This window comes from Streptomyces sp. NPDC005774, from assembly GCF_042871645.1.
Lineage (GTDB): Bacteria > Actinomycetota > Actinomycetes > Streptomycetales > Streptomycetaceae > Streptomyces > Streptomyces pratens.
Genome location: NZ_JBIAIV010000122.1, coordinates 1 through 3,111, shown reverse-complemented (window position 1 = coordinate 3,111; position 3,111 = coordinate 1). Strand labels below are relative to the sequence as shown.

General features: G+C 69.8%; 1 protein-coding gene and 1 pseudogene. One reads left to right on the top strand and one right to left on the bottom strand.

From position 1 onward, the window contains the following. Positions 1-191 precede the first annotated feature (191 nt). A complete protein-coding gene (locus tag ACFYQA_RS39290; RefSeq protein WP_388928612.1) occupies positions 192-1,544 on the bottom strand; it encodes an FAD-dependent oxidoreductase in 1,353 nt (450 codons plus the stop codon). A gap of 258 nt (positions 1,545-1,802) precedes the next feature. On the opposite strand from ACFYQA_RS39290, the pseudogene ACFYQA_RS39285 reads away from it, so the two are divergent. Further along, positions 1,803-3,079, top strand: a pseudogene (locus ACFYQA_RS39285) (IS256 family transposase). The last annotated feature ends 32 nt before the right edge of the window (positions 3,080-3,111 follow it).

Genomic DNA, 3,111 nt, shown 5'->3' with positions numbered 1-3,111 from the left:
AGCCCCGACGATCATGCCGCCTACCAGCGTGAGGACCTCACCGGTGGATCACGCCAGCCTCACTGAACTGCGGAAACGAGCTTGGCGCAGCCTCAGTGGTCGGCAGACGCGCTTTCTCCACGCTCCGATCAGGCCGGAGAACCCGGAAGAGGTCTAGACCGATGCCACTCGCCTGTCCAGATCCCGCCCGCTCAGACCTCGGGTCCCTCCGGTGCCGCGGGAGGCTCCGTCGGCGTCGGCGCCGGCCGAGCGAAGAGGACGGCGCGGGCCACCGGCGGAGCGAACAGCGCGGAGACGGGTCGGGCGAGCGTTAGTACGGCACGGAAGGCGCCGCCCACGACCGGGTCGCCGGGTGCCCTCTCCTGGACCCGGCGCAGGTACCAGTCCGCGACCCGGTCCGCGGGACCGCCGTCGAGGGCGTTGCCAAGGGCACCCGGCATCTTGCGGTCCGCCCCGGCGGAGATGTCCCACGCCTGCCGGGACGCCGCGAGCAACGCCCGCTGCGCGCGCCGGGTCGTAGGCGTACGGTGCGGATCAGCGAGCGCGTCACGTAGGGCGACCGCGCTCATCGCGGCGACGGCCATGCCCTGGCCGTAGATCGGGTTGAAGGTGCACAGCGCGTCGCCGGTGGCGAGGAATCCCGCTGGCGGGCCGGGCAGGTCGTAGCGGCGGCGGACGTTGGCGGTGCGCCGGTAGCCGAATGGCGGGGAGAGCGGTTCGGCCTCGTCCATCCAGCGGTCCAGGAGCGGATGGCCCAGCCGCTTGGCGTACGTTACGAACTCGTCGTCGTCTGTGGGCGGTGCGTCGCCGCGCAGCCCGGAGACGATCACCAGGTGGGTGCCGTCCTCCAGGGGCAGCGCACCGCCGCCGTGCAGCTGGGAGGGGCCGGGATAGACGTAGTACCCGACGGTCGCACCGTCGAGAACCCCCTTCGGACCGCGGTAGACGCGAGAGGCGTAGGCGAGGCCCGTGTCAAGGGTCTCCTCGTGTGGGGCCGCGGCGCCGATCGCGGCGAGCCACTGCGGGGCCTTCGTACCGGTGCCGGAGGCATCGACGACCAGGTCGGCCTCCAACGCCCGGGGTTCTGCGCGCGTGTCCCCGGACCGCTCCCGCAGCAGCACGCCCCGCACCCGCGAGGCGTCACCGAGGAGCCCCACGACATCGGCGCCCTCCACGGTGCCGATCAGCGGGTTGGCGAGAACCCGCCGCCGTACCAGCTCCTCCAGTTGCGCGCGGGACCCGGTGTAGATGTGCGTGGAGGCGGACACCCGGCGGAACCAGCGCCCGGCCTGCCAGAGCACCATGTCCGACGGCATGCCCACCCACGGCGCGCCCGCCTCCCGCAACTCCGCAAGGAAGCCCGGCAGCAGCGCTTCCATAGCCACCTGCCCACCCTGCAGCAGCACATGGGGATGGCGCCCCTGCGGAACCCCGGACCGCGGCTCGGCACCGCCCGGGAACCGGTCCCGCTCAACGATGGTCACCCGGTCGGCATGCCCGGCCAGCACATGCGCCGCGAGCAGCCCCGCGAGGCTCCCACCCACGACCACCACATGCCGCCCACCCCAACGGCCCGCCCCTACGGCAGAGTTCACCGGCCCACTCCCTGGTCGCCCCGACACCGAGTCGACACAAGTATCCCGCCGTCCAGACCAGGTTGACCGAGTTTCAGCCCTTCTGCCCGCCCGTCCGGAGGCGCAGCACAAGCCGAGGTTGGGACTGTAAAACGTTCGGTGTAACTCCTGATCAAGGAAGATGCACCGATGACCAGTGAGAACGTGTCCGAGGCCCAGTCCGTCGAAATGCCTGAGCCGCAGCCGTCGAAGGCGGTGGACGACCAGTTCATCAACGAACTGGTTGGCCGGGCCCAGGCCGAGGGCCTGCAGCTGACCGGCGAGGGCGGGCTGTCCCCGCAGGGGGCAACCCCCACCAGCAGCTGACCAAGCGGCTCCTGGAGTCCGCCCTCGAGGGCGAGATCACCGACCACCTCGGCTATGACAAGCACGACCCGGCCGGCAAGAACGGCGGCAACTCCCGCAACGGCACCCGCGGCAAGACCGTGCTCACCGAGGTCGGACCGGTCGAGATATCCGTGCCCCGCGACCGGGACGGAACCTTCGAGCCGAAGATCGTGCGCAAGCGGCAGAAACGCCTGTCCGGCGTCGACGAGATGGTGATCTCTCTGTCCGCGAAGGGCCTGACGACCGGCGAGGTCCAGGCCCACCTCGCCGAGGTCTACGGGGCCGACGTCTCCAAGCAGACCATCTCCACCATCACCGACAAGGTCCTGGACGGCATGGCCGAGTGGCAGAACCGGCCGCTCGACGTCGTCTACCCGGTCGTCTTCATCGACGCGATCCACGTGAAGATCCGCGACGGTGCGGTGGCCAACCGGCCGATCTACGTGGCTCTCGCCGTCACCGCGGAGGGCCGGCGGGACATCCTGGGCCTGTGGGCCGGCGACGGCGGTGAGGGCGCCAAGCACTGGATGCACATCCTCACCGAGATCAAGAACCGTGGCGTGAACGACGTCCTCATGCTGGTCTGCGACGGGCTCAAGGGTCTGCCCGAGGCGGTCGAGACCGTCTGGCCCAGGACGATCGTGCAGACCTGTGTGGTCCACCTGCTGCGGAACTCCTTCCGCTATGCCGCCCGCCAGGACTGGGACAAGATCGCTCGTGTCCTCAAGCCCGTCTACACCGCGCCGACCGAGGAGGCCGCCCTGGAGCGGTTCGCTGAGTTCGCCGACACCTGGGGCAAGAAGTACCCGGCGATCGTCCGGCTCTGGGAGAACGCGTGGGAAGAGTTCACCCCGTTCCTCCGCTTCGACACCGAGATCCGCCGCATCGTCTGCACCACGAACGCGATCGAGTCCGTGAACGCCAGGATCCGGCGGGCAGTCAAGGCACGCGGGCACTTCCCGAACGAGACCGCCGCCTTGAAGTGCGTCTACATGGCCATCATGAGCCTGGACCCCACCGGCAAGGGCCAGGCCCGCTGGACCATGCGCTGGAAGACGGGGGTTCCCCCCGAGAAGTGGACACCAGTTCGTGTTGTTATGCGGCGAGTGTCATGTTAGCCGACTGCTTCTCGTAGGCGACGGGGCTGAGC